At 72.0% G+C, this 15,978-nt stretch carries 12 protein-coding genes; 10 read left to right on the top strand and 2 right to left on the bottom strand.

Going from position 1 to position 15,978, the window contains the following annotated elements:
- Positions 1 to 140 precede the first annotated feature (140 nt).
- The 9 genes from SANBI_RS03310 to SANBI_RS03270 all read left to right on the top strand — a co-directional run bounded on the left by SANBI_RS03310 (position 141) and on the right by SANBI_RS03270 (position 13,703).
- Positions 141 to 1,844, top strand: a complete 1,704-nt coding sequence (locus SANBI_RS03310) for a bifunctional 3'-5' exonuclease/DNA polymerase (RefSeq protein ID WP_319158908.1) — start codon at positions 141 to 143, stop codon at positions 1,842 to 1,844.
- A 22-nt stretch (positions 1,845 to 1,866) separates the two neighbouring features.
- Positions 1,867 to 2,967 (top strand): DUF4862 family protein, encoded by a 1,101-nt coding sequence (locus tag SANBI_RS03305; RefSeq protein ID WP_319158905.1) that lies wholly within the window; start codon positions 1,867 to 1,869, stop codon positions 2,965 to 2,967.
- A gap of 80 nt (positions 2,968 to 3,047) precedes the next feature.
- On the top strand, positions 3,048 to 3,521 hold the full coding sequence (locus tag SANBI_RS03300) for a tRNA (cytidine(34)-2'-O)-methyltransferase (protein ID WP_056136248.1): 474 nt from the start codon (positions 3,048 to 3,050) through the stop codon (positions 3,519 to 3,521).
- Complete coding sequence (locus SANBI_RS03295; RefSeq protein ID WP_319158903.1) at positions 3,521 to 4,693, top strand: CobW family GTP-binding protein; 1,173 nt, start codon at positions 3,521 to 3,523, stop codon at positions 4,691 to 4,693. The genes SANBI_RS03300 and SANBI_RS03295 overlap by 1 nt, the downstream gene beginning before the upstream one ends.
- Positions 4,694 to 4,762: 69 nt before the next feature.
- Positions 4,763 to 5,809, top strand: coding sequence for a LacI family DNA-binding transcriptional regulator (locus tag SANBI_RS03290; protein WP_228087418.1), 1,047 nt, complete (start codon positions 4,763 to 4,765; stop codon positions 5,807 to 5,809).
- 152 nt (positions 5,810 to 5,961) lie between these two features.
- Positions 5,962 to 8,067, top strand: coding sequence for a beta-galactosidase (locus SANBI_RS03285; protein ID WP_319158900.1), 2,106 nt, complete (start codon positions 5,962 to 5,964; stop codon positions 8,065 to 8,067).
- Between the two features lie 493 nt (positions 8,068 to 8,560).
- Positions 8,561 to 9,982 carry a hemolysin family protein gene (locus SANBI_RS03280; protein WP_319161164.1) on the top strand — a complete coding sequence of 474 codons (1,422 nt, stop codon included), beginning with the start codon at positions 8,561 to 8,563 and terminating at the stop codon, positions 9,980 to 9,982.
- Positions 9,979 to 11,007, top strand: a complete 1,029-nt coding sequence (locus SANBI_RS03275) for a hemolysin family protein (RefSeq protein ID WP_319158898.1) — start codon at positions 9,979 to 9,981, stop codon at positions 11,005 to 11,007. The genes SANBI_RS03280 and SANBI_RS03275 overlap by 4 nt, the downstream gene beginning before the upstream one ends.
- 281 nt (positions 11,008 to 11,288) lie before the next feature.
- Complete coding sequence (locus tag SANBI_RS03270) at positions 11,289 to 13,703, top strand: lamin tail domain-containing protein (RefSeq protein ID WP_319158896.1); 2,415 nt, start codon at positions 11,289 to 11,291, stop codon at positions 13,701 to 13,703.
- A 96-nt stretch (positions 13,704 to 13,799) separates the two neighbouring features.
- Here the strand turns inward: SANBI_RS03270 and SANBI_RS03265 are convergent, their stop codons facing one another.
- The gene (locus tag SANBI_RS03265; protein ID WP_319158893.1) at positions 13,800 to 14,270 is read right to left on the bottom strand and encodes a GNAT family N-acetyltransferase; all 471 of its coding nucleotides are present in this window, start codon (positions 14,268 to 14,270) and stop codon (positions 13,800 to 13,802) included.
- Positions 14,271 to 14,427: 157 nt separating this feature from the next.
- On the opposite strand from SANBI_RS03265, the gene SANBI_RS03260 reads away from it, so the two are divergent.
- A complete protein-coding gene (locus SANBI_RS03260) occupies positions 14,428 to 14,643 on the top strand; it encodes a hypothetical protein (RefSeq protein WP_319158891.1) in 216 nt (71 codons plus the stop codon).
- 48 nt (positions 14,644 to 14,691) lie between these two features.
- On the opposite strand, the gene SANBI_RS03255 is transcribed toward SANBI_RS03260, so the two are convergent.
- Positions 14,692 to 15,801 carry a LacI family DNA-binding transcriptional regulator gene (locus tag SANBI_RS03255; RefSeq protein ID WP_319158889.1) on the bottom strand — a complete coding sequence of 370 codons (1,110 nt, stop codon included), beginning with the start codon at positions 15,799 to 15,801 and terminating at the stop codon, positions 14,692 to 14,694.
- Between the last annotated feature and the right edge of the window lie 177 nt (positions 15,802 to 15,978).

Here is a 15,978-nt window from a genome sequence, read left to right as displayed (position 1 = left end):
CAAGAACACCGCGCTGGGTCCGCGAGCCGGGGTATCCCTACGACTTCGCTGTTCGGCGGGCGACCTCGCGGGGAGGCAGGCGACCCCGGGGGGGCAGGCAGGCGCACGCCGGTGTGGGTGGCAGCCCGCACACTGGTGTCATGCTCGTCGTCGTCTGCCCTCAGCCCGACGGGACCGTCGTGGTGCAGGACGTCGACAGGGCGCAGCCCGGGCTGCCTGTCGTCGCGACGGAGACCGTCGAGGTCGAGGAGCTCCCGGCTCTGGTCCGCGCCCGTGAGGCTGCCGCCTCACCCACTGGGACAGCCCCGGACGCCGGCCTGCGGTGGGTCTGGGCCGACACCGCGGCGACCTACCCCGCGCTCCTCGACGCCGACGTCCGCGTCGACAGGTGCTGGGACCTGCGCCTGTGCCGCACGATCCTGCGCGGCAGCGCACTGACCGCTCGCACCCCGTACGCGAGCGCGCCGCGCTCAGCCTGGGACGAGGCACGGACGGCGGCCGCCCCCGAAGGCCTCTTCGACCTCACCCCGCCCGTCGCGCTCGACCCGCTGCGAGAGCTGCGCGATCAGCAGCGCGCCCTCACGGCAGCGGTCGGCGAGGACGGCCGTCCGGAGTCGTCCCGGTTGTGGTTGCTGCTCGCCGCCGAGTCTGCCGGAGCGCTCGTCGCCGCCGAGATGACCTTCGCGGGGGTGCCGTGGGACGTCGTCGAGCACGACCGTCTGCTCTCCGAGCTCCTCGGCCCCCGTCCTGCTCCCGGCTTCCGCCCCGCGCTGCTCGAGGCGAAGGCCGCGCAGGTCAGCGCGGCCCTCGGGGTCGGCGAGATCAACCCGGACTCCCCCGTCGAGCTGCTGCGGTCGATGCGCCTGGCCGGGCTGCCCGCGACCTCCACCCGCTCGTGGGAGCTCCAGCAGATCGACCACCCGGCGATCGCGCCGCTCCTGGAGTACAAGAAGATGTCGCGGCTGATGACCGCCAACGGCTGGCACTGGCTCGACACCTGGGTGGCCGGCGGCAGGTTCCGGCCCGTCTACGTGCCGGGCGGTGTGGTCACCGGGCGGTGGGCCTCGGACGGGGGTGGTGCCCTGCAGCTGCCGCACCAGGTGCGCAGCGCGGTCCGCGCCGACCCGGGCTGGGTGCTCGTGGTCGCCGACGCCGCGCAGCTCGAGCCGCGGATCCTCGCGGCGATGTCGGGCGACGAGGCGATGGCCACGGCCGGGCAGGCCGCCGACATGTACGAGGGCATGGTCGCCACGGGCGCCGTGGCGACCCGTCAGCAGGCCAAGTTCGGGATGCTCGGCGCGATGTACGGCGGGACGCAGGGTGAGAGCGGTCGCATGCTCCCCCGCATCACGCGGGCCTTCCCGCAGGCGCTCGCCCTCGTCGAGGCCGCAGCACGGGCCGGCGAGCAGGGCGAGATCGTCTCGACGTGGCTCGGGCGCAGCTCACCTCTGCCGAGCGCCGAGTGGCGGTCAGCGCACTCTGCGGCGGGCGCCGAGGGCGGGTCGGCCGCCGAGCAGGAGGCTGTCCGTTCCCAGGCCCGGTCGTGGGGACGTTTCACGAGGAACTTCGTGGTGCAGGGGACCGCCGCCGAGTGGGCCCTGTGCTGGATGGCTCTGCTGCGACTGCGGCTGCGAGCCCTGAGCGAAACCGTCACCGGCGGTCCGCACCTGGCGTTCTTCCTCCACGACGAGATCATGGTCCACACCCCGGCCGAGCTCGCCGACCAGGTGGTCGAGATGGTCCAGGAGACCGCGCACGAGGCCGGGCGCATCCTCTTCGAGGGCTCCCCCGTGGAGTTCCGGCTGACGACAGCCGTGGTCACGGCATACTCGGACGCGAAATAGACGTCCGAGCACTGGAGACCCGATGACGCGTCAGACCAGCAGTCGTGCCGAGAGCAGCAGCGGAACGAGCAGCGAGACTCACGAGAGCACCGAGAGCACCGCACCGTCCTCGAGCGCAGCCGAGGTCGTCCCGCCAGGCCTGGGACGCCCACGCCTGCTGCTCGGCGCCTACGCCCTCGCACCCGGCGACCCCGCCGGTGAGGCGGCCTTCCTCGCCGGTCTGGACGGGCTCGGGGTGCAGGCCCTCGAGATGCCGTCGCCCGCTCCCGGGACGGCCGCCGAGACGGCACGCTGGGTCCGGGCGCACCTGCCCGAGCACGTCGACCTCGTCGTGACGGCCGTCCCCCGGACGATGCAGCGACTCGCCTCTGACCCCGGCTACGGCTTGTCGTCGGCTGACCTCGTGCAGCGCCGGGCCGCCCTCGACGACCTGGCCGTCCTGCGGGACCTGGCACTCCGGCTCGCCGACGACGCAGGCCGTGCCCGCCTGGCCGCGGTCGAGCTGCACAGTGCCCCAGGCCCCGGCCTGGGGACCCTCACGGCCTTCCGCGAGTCGCTCGACGAGGTCCTCGCGTGGGACCTCGGTGGGGCGCACCTGCTCGTCGAGCACTGCGACGCACTCGTCGAGGGGCAGCCTCCAGCCAAGGGATTCTGGCCGCTGCACGAGGAGATCGCCGTGCTGCAGGCGATCGTCGACGACGTCCCTGGCTCCGCGTCGAGGCTCGGTGTGAGCATCAACTGGGGTCGTTCGGCGATCGAGGGGCGTTCCGCCCGCACTCCGGTCGAGCACGTGCGGGCTGCGGCCGAGGCGGGGCTGCTCCGGGCGGTCGTCTTCTCTGGAGCTGCTGCCTCCCAGACCCCGTGGGGCCTGGCCTGGGGTGACCAGCACATCGCCCCTCGTGGCTCTGACCCCGCCCTGGAAGCCTCCTCGAGGTCGCTCCTCGGCGCAGACGAGATCGTCGAGACTCTCGAGGCGGCTCGAGGTGCCACGCTAGAGGCTGTCGGGATCAAGGTCACCGCCCGTCCCGATGGTGCCGACGTCGAGACTCGGCTGGCTGTCGCGCGGGCCAGCCTCAGGCTGGTCTGCGAGGCCCTGCGCGGCGGGAGCGTGCACGGCGGCTGAGGGGCACCGCACACAGCCGGGGGAGGCTCTCCCCGGAGCCCAGCGCTCGGCGCCGGGCCACGCAGTGGCAGAATCGGCGGGTGAGTGAACTCCCGAGCATCGTCTTCCACGAGCCCCGCATCCCCCAGAACACCGGGAACGCGATCCGGCTCGCCGCCGTCACCGGTGCCGCCCTGCACCTCGTCGAGCCGCTCGGCTTCGACCTGTCCGAGCCCAAGCTCAAGCGCGCCGGCCTCGACTACCACGACCTCGCGCACCTGACCGTGCAGCCGGACCTCGAGACGCTGCTCGCGACCGACCCCGAGGCCCGCGTCTTCGCCTTCACCACCAAGGCGACGACGCGGTACTCCGACGTCGAGTACCGCCCGAGCGACCTGCTGGTCTTCGGCCCCGAACCCACGGGGCTCTCCGACGAGGTCCTCGCGCACCCACGGATCACCGACCAGGTGAAGATCCCGATGCTCCCCAGCCGGCGGTCCCTCAACCTCACGAGCAGCGCGTCGATCGTCATCTACGAGGCCTGGCGCCAGCTCGGGTTCCCCGGCGGCGAGTAGTGGCCCGGTCTGCCACGACCGCGAGCGCCCAGGCTCGCGGTCCTCTGCCCGTCACAGTCCTCGCCGGGTACCTCGGCGCGGGCAAGACGTCGCTCCTCAACCACCTGCTGACCCATCCCCGGGGACTGCGCATCGCGGCTGTCGTCAACGACTTCGGCGACGTCGGGATCGACCCGATGCTCGTCTCGACGAGCGCGACAGCCGTGTACGCGACGAGCGGCGGATGCTTCTGCTGCGTGCTCGACTCCGAGGACGACCTGCACCCGTTGCTCACCCGCCTGGCCCGTCGTGGCGCGGGCGTCGACGCCGTGCTGCTCGAGGCGAGCGGCCTGGCCGACCCGCAGGCCCTCGCCCGCAGGGTCGCCGACCACCCCGCGACGGTCCTCGCCGGGATCGTCCAGGTGGTCGACGCCGTCGAGACCGAGGCTCTGCTCGCCACCCACCCCTCCCTCGCGCGGCACATCGCCGGTGCCGGTCTCGTCGTGGTGACCAAGGCCGACCTCGTCGAGGACGTCGCACCCGTCCTCGCGCTGTGCCGTCGGCTCAACCCGCACGCCCCTGTCGTCGCGACCGTCGACGGCGCGCTCGACCCGCGACTCGTCCTGGACGCCGCCCCGGGGCCCTCCGGCCCGCAGGAGCAGCTGCTCGCGCACGCAGTGCTCGACGACGACGGGCACCGCGACGGCGGAGGCACCTCGCCGATCGCGCACCCGCACCTGCACCACAGCGCTCAGTCGCTCGACCTCGTCACCGACGCCCCCGTCGACCCCGGTGCGCTCATGGACCTTCTCGACGACCGACCGACGGGCCTGTTCCGCGTCAAGGGAGTGGTGCACCTGGCGATCGCGCCGGGCCAGACCGCACCTGTCGTCGTGCACGCCGCGGGCCGGCAGGTCCGCATCGACGTGCTGCACGAGACCCTCGACTCCACGAGCCGGCTCGTGGCCATCGGCTCCGGTCTCGACCTGCCAGAGCTGCGCCGCCGGCTCGACGCCTGCCGGGCGACACCGGACACCGCACCGTCGGAGGCCGACCTCGCCCGTGCGCGCCGCGCGACGGTCCGTCCGGGACGCCACCTCGACCCCCGGCATGCCCCTCAGCCAGACCCGCAGGCGAGCCCTCCGGCAGTCCCGAGCACAGCGTCAGAGACGCAGATCTCACCCACCCTGTGACCGGGCACAGAGGAGATGGTGCGGAATGCCCTCTCCGGGGTGGCCCTGCGTGTCCCTAAGATGACGGACATGACCGTCACCCTGAGCGATGTCGCACGCGAGGCCGGCGTCTCGCTCGCCACGGCGTCGCGCGCCATCAACGGCAGCGCGAACCGTACAGTCCGCCCGGAGCTGCGCGAGCGCGTCCTGGCCGCCGCAGCCCGTCTGCGCTACTCCCCCGACGCCAACGCGCAGGCGATGGCCCGTGGTCGGACCACGGCGCTCGGACTGATCGTGCACGACATCGCCGACCCGTACTTCTCGACCATCGCCTCGGGCGTCACCGCCGCCGCCGAGCGCGCCGGCCTGGTCGTCACGCTCGCGAGCACAGACCGCGACCCGGACCGCGAGATGGCCTTCGTCGAGCTCATGCAGCGTCAGCGTGCCCGGGCGATCATCGTCGCGGGCGGGCGCTACGACGACGAGGCGGCGAACGCCGCGCTGGCCGAGGCCCTCGTCGAGTACAGGTCCCGCGGGGGCGGGGCCGCAGCCGTCGGCCAGCCGCTGCTCGGCGTCGACACCGTGGTCATCGAGAACCGCAGCGCGACAGCCGAGCTCGCCCGCCAGCTGCACGGACGCGGGTACAGGCGCTTCGCGGCGCTGGCCGGTCCGGCGCACCACCTCACCGCGCACGAACGCTTCGACGGCTTCCGCGGGAGCCTCGCCGAGCTCGGTGCACCCGTCGACCCTGACCTCGTGGTCCCCTGCGCCTTCACCCGTGACGGTGGCTACGAGGCGATGGAACAGCTCATCGCCCGCGGCGTGGTCGGGCGACGCGACGACCCGTCGACGAGCGTGGACGCCGTGTTCGCCGTCAACGACGTCATGGCCGTCGGTGCCATGGCCGCGGCCCGCGCCGCCGGGCTGGACGTCCCGGCCGACGTGGCGATCGCCGGCTTCGACGACATCATCACGCTCCGCGACATCACACCGTCGCTCACGACCATCCGGCTGCCCCTCGCCGACATCGGCGCGATGGTGACCGAGCTCGCGCTCGCCCCGGACAACGAGAGCCCGCGTCTGGTGCCCGTCGACGGCGAGGTCATCCTCCGCGACTCGACGCCGCCGCGCAGCTGACGGCTCGCGGTCGCGCCGCTGCTGGTGCGTCACCGGCCGGACTGCCGCTGCTGTCGTCTCACGCCGACGTGCGACGGCCGGCACCTCCCACCGGACGTCTCGCCGCTCGGGCGCGGCTTGGTCCGGACCACGCCGTGGAATACGCTTCCCGGATGGCTCTCACCGACGCGAACCGCCCTCAGACCCCTGCCGCCACGACCCCTGAACAGCAGCCCGACAGCACTCCGGGGGGCCGCCCGGGCTGGCCCACGGGCCTCGAGGGATTCGGCTACGGCGGCGACTACAACCCTGAGCAGTGGCCCCAGGTCACCCGCGTCGAAGACGTCGAGCTCATGGTCGAGGCCGGTGTGACCATCGTGAGCGTCGCGATCTTCGCCTGGGCGACCATCGAGCCGGCCGAGGGCGAGCAGAACTTCGGGTGGCTCGACGAGACGATGGACCGCCTGCACGCCGCAGGCATCCGGGTCGCCCTCGCGACGGCCACCGCGAGCCCACCCCCGTGGCTCACCGCCCGCCACCCCGAGATCCTCCCGCAGACGGCCGACGGCACGGTCCTGTGGCAGGGCGGACGACAGTCCTACTCCGTGACGCACCCGGTGTTCCGCGAGCACGCGCTGCGCCTGGCGACCCTCGTCGCCGAGCGCTACAAGGACCACCCCGCGCTGGCGGTCTGGCACGTCGACAACGAGATCGGCTGCCACGTCCCGCGCGACTACTCCGACGCGGCGGCAGCAGCCTTCCGCTCGTGGCTCGCCGCCCGCTACAGCACCGTCGAGGCGCTCAACGAGGCCTGGGGCACGGCCTTCTGGTCCCAGCGCTACTCCGCCTTCGAGGACATCCTCCCCCCGCGCTCGGCCCCGACCTACGCCAACCCGACCCAGCAGCTCGACTTCGACAGGTTCAGCTCCGACGCGCTGCTCGGCTACTACCGCGAGCACCGCGACGCGCTGCGGGTCATCACGCCCGACGTGCCGATCACCACGAACTTCATGATGTCCTCGGCCACCAAGGGCATGGACTACTTCGGCTGGGGCCCGGAGGTCGACGTCGTCGCCAACGACCACTACACGATCGCCTCCGACGAGGCCCGCCACATCGAGCTCGCCTTCTCGGCGGACCTCTCGCGCGGGATCGCCGGCGGGCGCCCGTGGATGCTCATGGAGCACTCCACCTCGGCGGTCAACTGGCAGCCGCGCAACCGGCCCAAGCTGCCCGGCGAGATGCTCCGCAACTCCCTCGCGCACGTCGCGCGCGGCGCCGACGCCGTGATGTTCTTCCAGTGGCGCCAGTCGAAGGCCGGTGCGGAGAAGTTCCACTCGTCGATGCTGCCGCACGCCGGCCGCGACACAGACGTGTGGCGCAGCACCGTCACGCTCGGCGAGACCCTGAAGAAGATCGCCCCTGTCGTCGGCTCGAGGGTCCGCTCCCGTGCCGCCCTGCTCTTCGACTACGAGGCCTGGTGGGCGAGCGAGCTCGACTCGCACCCGACCCAGCAGCTGCGCTACACCGACGAGGTCCTCTCGACGTACACGGCGCTGTGGAACCGGGGCGTGAGCACCGACGTGGTCCACCCCTCGGCCGACCTCTCCGGCTACGACCTCGTCGTCGTCCCGACGCTGTACCTCGTGTCGGACGAGGACGCCGCGAGTGTGGCAGCAGCCGCCGAGCGTGGCGCGACAGTGCTGGTCACGTACTTCTCGGGGATCGTCGACATCAACGACCACGTGCGTCTCGGCGGCTACCCCGGGGCCTTCCGCACGCTGCTCGGGGTGAGCACCGAAGAGTTCTACACGCTCCAGGAGGGCGAGGCCGTGCGTCTGAGCGGCGCTGGAGACGCGCTCACCGGGACGTTCTCGGCCGACCTCTGGACCGAGAAGACCCACCTGGTCGGCGCGACGGCTGTCGCGACCTACGACGAGGGCCCGCTCGCCGGTCTGCCGGCGGTCACGCGGGCCGACGTCGGGACCTCGGGAGGGTCCGCCTGGTACGTCGGCGCGCGCCTCGACCCAGCCGGCATCGCGGCTGTCGTCGACGCAGCCCTCGCCGACGCCGGGCTCACCGGCGAGTCCGACGTCCCGGCAGGCGTCGAGGTGGTCCGCAGGCACGCAGCCGACGGCACGAGCTATCTGTTCGTCCTCAACCACACCGGTGCTGCGGTGACCGTCAAGACGACGGGCACCGAGCTCACCGGCGGGGTCGAGGTCGACGGCGAGCTGACCGTGCCCGCCGGCGGCGTTGCCGTGGTCCAGGAGTCCTGACTCTCGGCCATCCCCTCGTCCCCCTGTCTGCCTCGTCTCCTCCGCCTCCCTGTCGCCCCTCGCCCCCTTCTCCCCTCCAGGTCGCACCGGCCAGTACGAGGTCGTACAGACACGCCAGATCCACGAGCCCGTGCCTCGTCTCTGGCGTGTCTGTACGACCTCGCCGGGCGAAGGACGACCTCGCGGGGCGGCGTGCGACCTCGCGGGGCGAAAGACGACCTCGCCGGGCGGGGTGCGACCTCGCGGGGCGCGGTGCGACCTCGCCGGGCGGGGTGCGACCTCGCGGGGCGCGGTGCGACCTCGCGGGGCGCGGTGGGACGTCAGCGGCGTGCTGCACGGGGGCGCGCGACACGGCATGATCGCTCGCACGGGAACCTTCCCGCGGGGCCGGCCGTTGTGCTGGCTACCTACCCCCTCCCCCGGAAGAGATGATGGACGCAGACAGTAGACATCCCCTCGTGCAGAACGACGTCACGAGGGGATGTGAGTGCCCGTGTGGATCCTGACCCTCCTGCTCGGAGTAGCGGTCATCGTGCTGATCACAGCAGCGACCGGCTACTTCGTCGCCCAAGAGTTCGCGTACATGGCGGTCGACCGGTCCAGGTTGAACGCCCGCGCCGCTGCCGGGGACGCCGGTGCCAAGCGCGCCCTGGCCGTCACCCGGCGGACCTCCTTCATGCTGTCCGGCGCCCAGCTGGGCATCACCGTGACCACCCTGCTCGTCGGCTACGTCGCCGAGCCCCTCGTCGGCCAGGCCCTCGGTGAGGCCCTCGGCGGCGTCGGTGTGCCGACGGGCGTCGGCATCGCTGTCGGCACCGTGCTCGCGCTGGTCTTCTCGACCTTCGTGCAGATGCTCTTCGGCGAGCTGTTCCCCAAGAACCTCGCGATCGCGCGCCCCGAACCTGTCGCCCTCTGGCTGGCGACGTCCACGACCGTCTACCTCAAGGTCTTCGGCTGGCTCATCACGATCTTCGACCAGGCGTCGAACCTGCTGCTGCGTGCGCTGAAGATCGAGCCCGTGCACGACGTCGAGCACTCGGCGACGGCCCGGGACCTCGAGCACATCGTGGCCGACTCGCGCCTCAGCGGCGACCTGCCCGCCGAGCTCTCGGTCCTGCTCGACCGCATCCTCGACTTCCCGGAGCAGGACGCCGAGCACGCGATGATCCCGCGGTCGCGGGTCGACGTGCTGCACGACGACGACACCCTCGACCACGTCCGCGAGACCATGTCCCGCGGCCACTCGCGCTACCCCGTGCTGTCCGAGGACGACCAGGTCCTCGGCGTCGTGCACCTCGACGACGTGCTGCGGGCGCCGTGGAGCGGCGACACCACGGTGACGACCTTCATGCGTCCCGCCGTGATGATCCCCACCACGATGACCCTGCCCGACGCCCTCAACCACCTCACGTCGACCCACAACCAGCTGGCCTGCGTCATCGACGAGTACGGCGGCTTCGCCGGTGTGCTCACCGCCGAAGACCTCGCCGAAGAGCTCGTCGGGGAGATCACCGACGAGCACGACCCCGCCACCCCGACGATCGCCCCGCGCGACGACGACGGCACCTGGGTCATGGCCGGCGACGTGCACATCGACGAGGTCGAGCGTGCGCTCGAGCACGACGTCCCGCGCGGGGACTACGAGACGATCGCCGGGCTCGTGATCGCCGAGCACGGCTCGCTGCCCACAGTCGGGACCCGCGTGCTGGTCCAGCTGCCCCTCGACCCCGCAGACCTCGCGTCCGCGGAGGAGCCCGAGGTGGTGTGGATGTCCGTCGAGGTCCTCGACGTGGAGCGGCACGTGCCAGCCCTGGTGCGTGTCCTCATGCCCGCCGACCCCCCTGAGCCCGACCCCGAACCTGGCCTGGTCACCGACCACGCCACGACCGTCGACGACGGAGAGGACGCACGATGAGCAACCCGTGGACCATCCTCGTCATCACCGCTGTGCTCATCGCCCTGAGTGCCTTCTTCGTCGCCGTCGAGTTCGCGCTCCTCGCCGCCAAGCGGCACAGGCTCGAAGACGCGGCACCGACCAGCCGCTCGGCACGGGCGGCGCTGCGCAGCTCGACCGAGCTCACGGTCCTGCTCGCCGGTTCACAGCTCGGCATCACCGCGTGTGCCCTCGCCCTGGGAGCCGTCACCAAGCCCGCCGTGCACCACTGGCTCACCCCGCTCTTCGAGACGTGGGGCTCGCCGCTGTGGCTGGCCGACGTCGCCGGGTTCGTCCTGGCGCTGGTCATCGTGACCTTCCTGCACCTGGTGGTCGGCGAGATGGCACCGAAGTCGTGGGCCATCGCGCACCCGGAGACCTCCGCGACGATGCTCGCGATCCCCATGCGCGTCTTCATGTGGTTCACCCGGCCGCTGCTCATCGCCCTCAACTCGATGGCGAACTGGTGCCTGGTCAAGGTCGGCGTCGAGCCGGCCGCGCAGGTCAACAACGGTCAGAACCCTGACGACCTGCGTCACCTCGTCGAGCACTCCGCGAACGTCGGGGCCCTCGACGCGTCCTACGTCGGCCAGCTCGCCGGAGCCCTGGACCTCCAGACGCTCACGGTGCGCGACCTCGTCCGGGGTGACGGCCGCCCGACGACAGTCCCGAGCGGAGCCACGGTCTCGGCCGTGCAGGACGCCACGCGCGAGTCGGGTCACCTGCGCATCCTCGTGGGCGACATCGAGTCGATCACGGGTGTGGTGCACGTCCGCGACACCCTCGGCGAGCCCGACGACAGGCCGATCACGCACCTCGTTCGCGAGGTCCCGTCCTTCGCGCCCGAGACACCCGTGTACATCGCGCTGGCGACCATGCGCGAGACCCGCAACCACCTCGCGATCGTCACCGACGAAGAGACGATCCTGGGGGTCATCACCCTCTCGGACGTCCTCTCGAGGCTGTTCCCGCGCGCACCCGAGGAGCCCACGCTCCAGCACGCCTGAGGCCCGGGCGCACCAGCCCGGCGACGTCGGCTGAGACAGCACAGCACGCACCGCACGGCCCGTCCCGCTCTGGGGGCGGGCCGTCGGCCTTCCGGGACCCGCCTCGTGCGGGTCTCCGGACCCGTGGGGAGTGCAGCTTCTCCGGTGCACAGGCTCCGAGCCACCTCCGGCCGTCAGCCCATAGTTCAGCAGGCAGCGCCCGCCACGCCACCTCCCGTTCACCCCACCTACGCCTGGCTCCGCGACAGTGGCCGCACCTCTGCCTCGACGAACGGATACGCATGCGCGCGCCCTCCCTCCGGCCCGGGGCGATGCTGATCGCCGGCACCCTCGCCGCCAGCAGCCTCGTCACCCTCGCCGCCTCCCCCGCCCTCGCTGTCACCGACCCGCCCGTGTCACCTGCCGGCGCGACCGCCGACCTCGTGGTCAACGAGGTCGAGTCGAACGGTGACGACACCGACTGGGTCGAGCTCACCACGACAGGCTCCGGGCCCGTCGACATCTCGGGCTTCACCTTCCGCGACGACGACGACGCGCGGACGCCGTACACGCTGCCCGCGGGCTCGGTCGTCGAGCCCGGCGAGTTCTTCGTGATCGACCAGGTGTCCGGCTCCAACCCTGTCGGCTTCGACTTCGGCCTCGGCAACGCCGACTCGGTCCGGCTCTACGACACGACAGGCACCCTGGTCGCCGACTACTCCTGGACCGCGCACTCGCTCGTCACCTACGGGCGCTGCCCTGACGGAACCGGCGACATGACGGCCACGACGGTCTCGACCAAGGGCGCACCGAACGACTGCTCCTCCCCTGTCCGGATCAACGAGGTCTCGACCTCGGGCGACTGGGTCGAGCTCACGAGCATCGGTGCGTCTGCCGTGCCCCTCGACGGGTACACGCTCACGGCGACTGACGGCTCCGGCACGACCGGCACGGCGACGGTCTCGGCCGGCACGTCCCTGGCACCCGCCGGCTTCCTCGCCCTCGACCTGCCGCTCGCCAGCGCAGGCACCCTCCAGCTGCGCTCGGGGAACGGCACCGTCGTCGACGAGCACACGTGGACCGCTGAGCCGGGCGCCTCCTACGGTCGTTGCCCCGACGGCACCGGTGACATCACCACGACTCTGGCTCCGACCCGCGGCACCGCGAATGCCTGCGAGGGTGTGCTCACCCCGCAGCCGTGGCCGGGTGGACCCGACGAGGTCCCGCTCGACGCTGTCGACACCTTCTCCGGCGACCTCAGCGGACTGGACTACGAGCCCTCGGGCTCGGCTGCTCCCGGCACCCTGTGGGCCGTGCAGAACGGCGACGGCCTGCTCTACAAGATCGTCGCCGACGGCGACGGCGGGTGGGCCCCGACGACAGCGGCCGGCTGGTCGGCGGGCAAGACCCTCCGCTACCCCGACGGCGGCGGAGCAGTCGACGCCGAGGGCGTCACGGTCGCCGCAGACTCCTCAGGCGGAGGCGTCTACGTCTCGACCGAGCGCAACAACGACCAGTCGTCGGTGAGCCGACCCTCGGTCCTGCGCTACGACGTCACGGGCGACGCGACGACCCTGGTGGCCACCGACGAGTGGAACCTCGCTGCCGACTTCCCGGGCCTCGGCGCCAACGCCGGCCTCGAGGGCATCACCTGGGTGCCGGACACCTTCCTCACCGCGCAGGGCTTCGTCGACCAGCGCACAGGCTCGGCCTACGCCCCGGCGAGCTACCCCGGCCACGGCGACGGGCTCTTCGTCGTCGGCGTCGAGGGCACGGCGGGCGTCTACGCCTACGCGCTCCTCGACGACGGCAGCTTCGTCCGGGTCGCCGCGATGGAGACCCCCTTCGACCTGGTGGCCGACGTGCAGTTCGACGCCGACCTCGACGCCCTCTGGGTGGCGTGCGACGAGGCCTGCTCCGGGCGGACAGCACTCTTCGAGATCGACGACGCCGGTGCCTTCACGGCGACCACGGTGTACGAGGCACCGGCCGCGGCCGACACCGGTCTCGCCAACGAGGGCTTCGCGATCGCCGACGCCGCCACCTGCGTCGACGGCTCGCGCGCGACCTTCTACGCGGACGACAACGACACCGACGGGTACTCGCTGCGCACCGGGACCTTCCCGTGCTCGAAGAGCCCGACCGAGCCCGGTGAACCTGGGGAACCTGGCGAGCCCACCCCGGGCGAGCCGGGTCAGCCGGTCCCCGGTGAGCCTGCGCCCGGCACCCCGGGCACGCCCGGGTCACCGGCTCCCGCGACGACCCCCGTCGACACCGCGCTCCTCACCGACGCGACCCGTGGCAGCATCGCCGCACCGACGACCGCTGTCCCGGGTCAGGCGGTGACGATCACGGTCGACCCCCGGTACGCGGGCCAGACCGTCTACGTGTGGCTGCACTCCGAGCCTCGTCTGATCGGCTCGCCCGTCGTGGCCGCCGACGGGGCAGTCCGCGTGACGATCCCGGCTGACGTCCCTGTCGGCCTCCACCGCCTCGTGGTCCTGGACTCGACCGGCGCGATCATCGGGTGGCAGGAGATCGAGATCGTCGCAGCAACCGGCGCACCGGGTCGCGTGGGCGGCGGGTCTGCCGCGACCGGGCCGCTCGCGTCGACGGGGGTGGACGGCCGTGGCGCCGTCCTGGCCGCGATGGTCCTCGTGCTCGCCGGGGCGACCGTCCTGGCCGCCCGCCGACCTGCTCGGCGCGACAGGGTCTGACGCGAGCGGGTCTGACGCGATCAGTACCGCTGTGCTCGACAGCACGACAGCACGACGAAGAGGGCCGGGCAGACGACTGCTCGGCCCTCGTCGCTGTCAGAGGTCTTTGGCGTACCAGTGCGTCGCGTTGGGGTTGTCGTTGTAGGCGGGGACGTCCAGGTACCCGCTCGACCTGTACAGTCCCGCGGCGGCTGCGAGCGAGGCGTTGGTGTCGAGCACCGTGCGCGAGGCACCGAGCGCAGCAGCGGCTTCTTCGAGGGCGGTGAGCAGCGCACGGCCGTAGCCCTTGCCACGAGTCGAGGGGCGCAACCACAGATGCTTGACCTCGAAGCGCACTGCTCCGTCCGGGGCGTCGTCGATCCTGCGGACCCCGCCGCAGCCGACAGCCGTGCCGTCCTCGTCCAGCGCGACGAGGAACGTCCCCGCAGGCGGCGTGAACCGCGCAGGGTCGGGGGTGAAGACCTGGTAGGTGCCGCCGGTGAACCCGAGCTCCCTCGAGGTGAAGTACTCACCGAGCAGCGTCGCAGCGGGTTCGGCGTCGACGGGCGCAGGGACGAAGGTCAGCATGGATCTAGCCTAGGCGGCACCCTGAGTGCTCCCCGGCGTCGGTGCTACGGTTCGAGCACACCGCGAACCCTGGTCAGTCCCCCAGAGACAGCCTGTCGACCCGCAGGTCATCACGCCACACGCACCAGACCAGACCAGACCATTCAGAGGATGACCGATGACCGACCCTGACAGCAGAGACCACCCCGTCGTCGCGACGGGCGAGCCGCTCGTCGACGACGTGGCGGCACCAGCGCCCGAACCTGCTGCGACGGAGGGCGACGGACCAGCACGCTGGTCGCTCGTGAGCCGCGCCAGGTTCGCGGCGCTCAGGTCTGCCCAGAAGGTCGACGAGTGGATCACACCGATGTCGACGACCGACCCCTGGCGCTAGCCGGGGCCACCGGGAGGACAGCAGCCACCGCTCGGACGATCAGGGCCCCTACCGCCGCGGCGCGGGCCCGGAGCTGTCGCGGACGATGAGCTCGACCGGGACCAGACGGAGCGTCTTCGCGCCGCGTCCCTGCTGCTCGATCTGCTCGAGCATCGTCTGCACGCACAGCTCACCGACCTCGTCGAAGCGCTGACGCACGGTGGTGAGCGGGGGCCACACGTACTCGGCCTCGTCGATGTCGTCGAAGCCGACGACCGACACGTCCTGCGGGATCCGCACCCCGCGCTCGTGGAAGGCTCGCATCAGGCCGATGGCCATCTGGTCGTTGGCGCAGAACACTGCCGTGAGCTCCTCGCGCGGGACCTCGGCGAGCAGCGCGCCGATCCTGTAGCCCGAGCCGGCCGTCCAGTCGCCCTGGTGGACCGGCGGCACAGGTGCGCCCGCACGCTGCAGCACCTGGCCCCAGGCCTCGGTACGCTCCTGCGCGGCGCTCGACGTGGTCGGACCGGAGACGTGCCACACAGTCTCGTGACCCATCGCGAGCAGGTGCTCGACAGCACGCCGCACGCCGCCCTCCTGGTCGGTGTCGACGATCGGGTAGTCCGGGTGCGGCGAGGGGTAGGTGTCGGTGATGACGACCGGCAGCGTCGGGCCGATCACCAGCGACGGGACGTCGAGGATCTCCGCCTGGATGATCACCACCCCGTCGACGTTCTGCCCGGCCAGGTTCGCGATGGCCGCGCTGACCCCACCGAGGGTCGGACGCTCGACGACCATGAGGTTGATCGAGTAGCCGGCGGTGCGGCTCGCGTTGGCGATGGCCTCGATGGTGCGGGCGTCGCCGATCCTCGAGATCGAGAAGGAGATGACGCCGAAGGCGCCGAAGCGGCCCGTGGCGAGCGCGCGCGCGGCACCGTTGGGCTGGTAGCCGACGACCTGCATCGCGTCGAGGACCTTGTCGCGGGTCGCGCGGTCGACGTTGGCGCGGCCGTTGGCCACGCGGGAGACCGTCTGCGCCGAGACGCCGGCGATCTTCGCGACGTCGGCCATGGAGGGTGCGCGGCGCCGACCGGCCGGGCGGCTGTCGGTCTCGTCGGCCCTGTCCCGGTCGTGGTCTCGCACTGCGGCCAGAGCCGTCGCTCGATCCTCGGACGCCATCGTCTTCCCCTTCTGCGTGCACGGTCCACGAGTGGTGAACCGAGGACAGTTCGGAGAGTAGGCCTCCGTCGGCTGTTAGCGCAACCATAGCGAAGTCCCAGGCGAATCCGACGTACCGCCCGCGGCCGATCGTTGAGATCTTGCCGTTACCCGTTCGCAACACTTCCGCAGTTGACC

This window comes from Sanguibacter biliveldensis (assembly GCF_033798665.1).
GTDB lineage: Bacteria > Actinomycetota > Actinomycetes > Actinomycetales > Cellulomonadaceae > Sanguibacter > Sanguibacter inulinus.
This window is presented reverse-complemented; position numbering and strand designations above follow the sequence as displayed.